This window comes from Nocardioides stalactiti, from assembly GCF_014180715.1.
GTDB classification, from domain to species: Bacteria; Actinomycetota; Actinomycetes; order Propionibacteriales; family Nocardioidaceae; genus Nocardioides; species Nocardioides stalactiti.
In genome coordinates this window covers 1-4,044 of record NZ_JACEFC010000200.1, presented here as the reverse complement: position 1 = coordinate 4,044, position 4,044 = coordinate 1, and the positions used below count along the sequence as shown (strand labels likewise).

5 protein-coding genes are annotated in these 4,044 nt (G+C 74.3%); 2 read left to right on the top strand and 3 right to left on the bottom strand.

Features of this window, described 5'->3' with window-relative positions; translation table 11 throughout:
• The first annotated feature begins 151 nt into the window (after nucleotides 1-151).
• On the top strand, nucleotides 152-1,819 hold the full coding sequence (locus H0487_RS24070; protein WP_183096355.1) for an ATP-binding cassette domain-containing protein: 1,668 nt from the start codon (nucleotides 152-154) through the stop codon (nucleotides 1,817-1,819).
• On the opposite strand, the gene H0487_RS22040 is transcribed toward H0487_RS24070, so the two are convergent.
• The 3 genes from H0487_RS22040 to H0487_RS24065 are packed head-to-tail and all read right to left on the bottom strand — an operon-like array spanning nucleotide 1,809 to nucleotide 3,527.
• Nucleotides 1,809-2,651 (bottom strand): phosphoenolpyruvate carboxykinase (ATP), encoded by an 843-nt coding sequence (locus tag H0487_RS22040; RefSeq protein ID WP_183096354.1) that lies wholly within the window; start codon nucleotides 2,649-2,651, stop codon nucleotides 1,809-1,811. The genes H0487_RS24070 and H0487_RS22040 overlap by 11 nt on opposite strands.
• On the bottom strand, nucleotides 2,648-2,917 hold the full coding sequence (locus H0487_RS22035) for a PqqD family peptide modification chaperone (RefSeq protein WP_183096353.1): 270 nt from the start codon (nucleotides 2,915-2,917) through the stop codon (nucleotides 2,648-2,650). Before H0487_RS22035 ends, H0487_RS22040 begins: the two co-directional genes overlap by 4 nt.
• A gap of 10 nt (nucleotides 2,918-2,927) precedes the next feature.
• Complete coding sequence (locus H0487_RS24065; protein ID WP_281370772.1) at nucleotides 2,928-3,527, bottom strand: lasso peptide biosynthesis B2 protein; 600 nt, start codon at nucleotides 3,525-3,527, stop codon at nucleotides 2,928-2,930.
• 152 nt (nucleotides 3,528-3,679) lie between these two features.
• Here H0487_RS24065 and H0487_RS22025 point away from each other — a divergent pair.
• A partial coding sequence (locus tag H0487_RS22025; protein ID WP_183096351.1) for a hypothetical protein occupies nucleotides 3,680-4,044 on the top strand: 365 nt, incomplete at its 3' end.

The following is a 4,044-nucleotide window of genomic DNA, read 5'->3' as shown; positions in this document are numbered from 1 at the left end:
GGGACCTCGTGGCCAACGCCGTCACCCTCCTCGTCCCGCCGGCCAGCACCGCACCCGTGAGCGACCCGGGCCCCGTCGGCGCGATCTCCCGGTCGCTGCGGCTGCGGCTGCGCCAGGTCGGCTGGAAGCTCGCGGGCTGGAGGACCGAGCTGTGATCCCGCGGATGCGCGCCCACCTGCACGCTGTCGTCGACGCGTGCGGCGCCTGGGCGGTCGTCCGGCTCCAGCTCCTCCAGCTGCTGTCGGCCGTCCTGGAGGCCGCCGTCCTCGTCCTGCTCCTGCCGTTCGTCGAGGTGCTCGCCGGCTCCGACGACCCGCACCTGCCGCTCGTCGACGCGACCATCTCCCCCGCTGCGCTCTACGCGTCGGTCGGCGTGGTCGTGGTGCTCCGGGCGGCGTGCGGGTGGTTCATCCAGACCCTCGGGAGCGACCTGCGGATCCGAACCACCGACACGCTCCGGCTCCGGGCGCTCGAGGGCGTCCTCGACGCCGAGTGGTCCTACGTCGTGCGCCAGCGCCGCAGCGATGTCGTCCAGGCCACGACCACCGAGGTCGAGCGCGCCGAGGCCGGCGTCGCGATGCTGGTCGAGAGCGGCGTCCGGGCCGCGGTCGTGGTGGCGACGGCGGTGGTGGCCGTCGCGATCTCCCCGGTCGTCGGCGGGCTCGCCGTGCTGTCCCTGGTCGTCGTCGTCGCGGTCGGGCGGGTGAGCGTGCGCCGGAGCATCGGGCTCGGCGTCGAGTGGACCGAGCGCAACGCGCTGTTCGGCGCCACCGTCACCGACTCACTGGCGTCGCTGCGCCTCGTCCGCGCCCACGACGCAGCCGCGGCCTGGGCCGGGCTGCTCCGCGAGAGCGCGTCGCGGGGCCGCGCGGCCCAGCACCGGTTCGTCGAGACCTCCGCCGGGCTGTCCGCCGTGCTCAACGCGCTCGGCATCGCCGCCGCGGTGGTCCTCGTCGTCGTGGGCAGGGAGGCCGGCCTCGACGTCGCAGAGGTGATCGCGCTCGCCGTCGTCGCCGTCCGGCTCTCGGGGGCCGCGCGCAGCCTCCTCGAGGCCCTCCAGCTCTTCGCCCACTACGCCCCGGCGCTCGACCAGGTCCAACGGCTCGTCGTCGAGACCGCGGCCCACGTCGAGGCCGACCGGGGAGCGCCCACCCCGACCGGGCCCGGGCCGACCGAGCCCGCAGTGCCGGGGGCCGCGCTGCTCGAGCTGCGCGACCTCACCGTCGCCTACGACGGTGCCCCGGTGCTCGAAGGGCTCTCGCTGAGCGTGGTCCGCACGGGGCTGGTCGCGGTCACCGGTCCGAGCGGCGCCGGGAAGTCGACCCTGCTCGACGTCGTGCTCGGCCTGCTGCAGCCGACGAGCGGCACCGTGCTCGTCGACGGCCGCCCCCGAGCAGACCTGGCCGGGTGGCGCGCCCGGGTCGGCTACGTGCCCCAGGAGACGGTCCTCGTCCCCGGATCGGTCCGGACCAACCTGACCTGGTCTGCCGGGACGGCCCTGACCGACGAGGACCTGTGGGCGGCTCTCGAGGACGCATGCGTCGCGGACGTCGTACGACGGCTCCCGGAGGGGCTCGACACCCCGCTCGGCGACTTCACCCGGCTGTCGGGCGGGGAGAAGCAGCGCCTGTGCCTGGCCCGCGCCCTCGCGCGCCAACCCGAGCTGCTCGTGCTCGACGAGGCCACCAGCGCGCTCGACGCCGCCACCGAGACGGAGGTCGTCGACCGGCTCGTCGCGCGCGGCGGTGCGATCGTCCTCGCCACCCACCGCGCGGACCTGGTCGCCCGCGCCGACGTCGAGGTGGCGCTCAGCCGCTGACGAGGTCGGCGACCGCGTCGGCCACCGCCTCGACCGTGTCGCGCCCGGCCGGCCGTCGTACCTCATGGAGGGGCACCTGGCGCGAGACGTCGGCCGCCCAGCGGAGCAGCGGACCGCGGTGCTCGGGCAGGTGGAGGATCCCGTAGCGGTCAGCCGAGGCGGCCACCACCGGGAGCGCGGCCAGCGGGTCGACGGCCAGGGTCTCGACGGCACCTTCGCCCGTCGCGCCCACGACCACCATCGCCGCGAGCCGGCGCGGCGACAGGTCGCCGTCGAGGAGGTAGGCCCTCTTGGCGCGACCAGGCAGGTCCCGCCCGAGCACGAGGTCGGCGCCCGCGGACCTCGCCGCGGTGTCGGAGAGGTGGATCGGCCGTGCGACCGGGTGGGCCACCACGCCGTCAGCGCCGACCGTCACCTCGACGATGTCGTCGCACCCGAACCGCCAGCCACGCCGCAGGAGGGCCATCGTCGTGGTCGACTTGCCGGCCAGCGAGGCGCCGAGGAGCGCCACCGCAGCGCCCTCGGGGGACACCACGAGCGTGCCGTGCAGGTTGAAGCGCCGCCGGAACCCGAGGACGGTGCGGGCCGCGGTCGCGTACAGCAGCCAGTCGTGCTGCTCACGAGCACCGGGAGCGCGGGCCTCGAAGGTCACGGTCTCGGCCGTCACGTGGACGGCGGCGTCCCCCGCGTCGAAGAGCAGCCGGTCGTGGTCGGCCCACACGGTGTCCTCGAGCCGGATCATCGCGTCCCACGGGCCCGGCACCGGGCCCTCGACCACCGGAATCCCGACGACGACCCGGGTGAGCGGCGGCGCGGCCCACGGGCCGGTCACGACAGGCGGACCAGCTTGTGGTCGACGAGCGCCTCGACGTAGCGGGTGACGTCGGTCGCGCAGTCGGCCTCGGCGACGTCGTACTCCTCGAGGAGGACCTCGACGAGCGAGCCGAGCGTCTGCGGCGCCGCGAGCAGGTCCCAGATCCGCTGCCCGACCGCGTTGAGGCCGAGGTAGGCGAGGTCCTCGTTGAGCACGACCCGTACGTCGTCGAACTGTGCCTCCACGACCCCGTCGCTGCGTGCGATCGTGCTCCCCCGGTCCATGCCGCTCATGCTAACCACGCCGGCGTCGGGGCCGCCCGAACTGGCTGACCGGGTGGTAGCGGTCCATCGTCTCGGCTCCCACGACCACCCGGCCCGACGCACCGACCAGCCAGGCGTGCGGCGGGGCCGCCGGGTCGGCGCGGTCGAGACCGATCACCACCACGCTGTGCTGCCCGCGCAGCCGCAGCATCACGCTCGCGGCGAAGGCCTGCTCGAGGCAGTTGGCGCCGGTCCGCCACGTCGCGGAGCCGACTGCGGCCGCGACGTCGCCCTCGCGTCCCACGGGCCGCTCCCCCTGGGGAACCACCGTCGGCGCGCTGGTCGGGCCCAGCAGCCGCGACCAGCGCCGCATCGGGACCCGTGATCGCAACATCCGCCCCACCAGAACCAGGAGAAACGCTTCCAGCGCACGCAGTCGGTGGCGGATCCTCCTCACAGGCACAGCGTAGGACGCCGCGGCCCCCCTCCGATGTGACCTATCTCCGGTCGTGAAACTGGTGGGTGACGTTTCCGTCTCATGTACGTTGAACCGACTGATAGAGACAATCTCGGTTTGGCAGACTGCGCCGGGAAGGTCGCCGCTTCCGGAGAGCGACCAGCACAGTGCCATGAGGGGGAGCAGCAAAGATGACGAAGAAGACGTGGGAGACCCCCACCGTCGAGCCGATCGCCACCGCTCAGGAGGCGCAGAACGCGGTCGGCCTGATCTCCGACGGCGGCTTCCTCCAGGGCATGACCTCCTGACCTCCTTGCTCTGAAGCGGTGGCATCACCGCACCCGGCCCCGACCGTCGACCTGGCGGGGCCCTGGCAACAGGCCCGACCGGGCCTGTTCGTCTTTTCCGGGCCTGCGCCGCTCGACGCCGAGGCCCTGCACCACTGGCTCGACCGCGGTTGCCGCGGCACCGTCCCCGTCCGGCAGGGATTCGCCGCCGCTCTCCTCCGCGCCGACGGATCAGCCGTCATCGCCTCCAGCAGCCGCTGGGAGCAGTCCGTCCTCCACGCCGCGGCGGCCGGCCGCACCGTCGTCGGGATCCACGCCGCCGACGTGATCCGTCGGCTCCCGCAGCCACCGGCACTCGACCTCGCCAAGCTCGCCGACCTCGTCGCGCTGTACGACGACGCGGA

What these genes read in the sequence shown, in the direction of transcription:
- H0487_RS22035 (WP_183096353.1), bottom strand. Translation starts at nt 2,917, where the DNA reads ATGGACCGGGGGAGCACGATCGCACGCAGCGACGGGGTCGTGGAGGCA.
- H0487_RS24065 (WP_281370772.1), bottom strand. Translation starts at nt 3,527, where the DNA reads ATGGCACTGTGCTGGTCGCTCTCCGGAAGCGGCGACCTTCCCGGCGCA.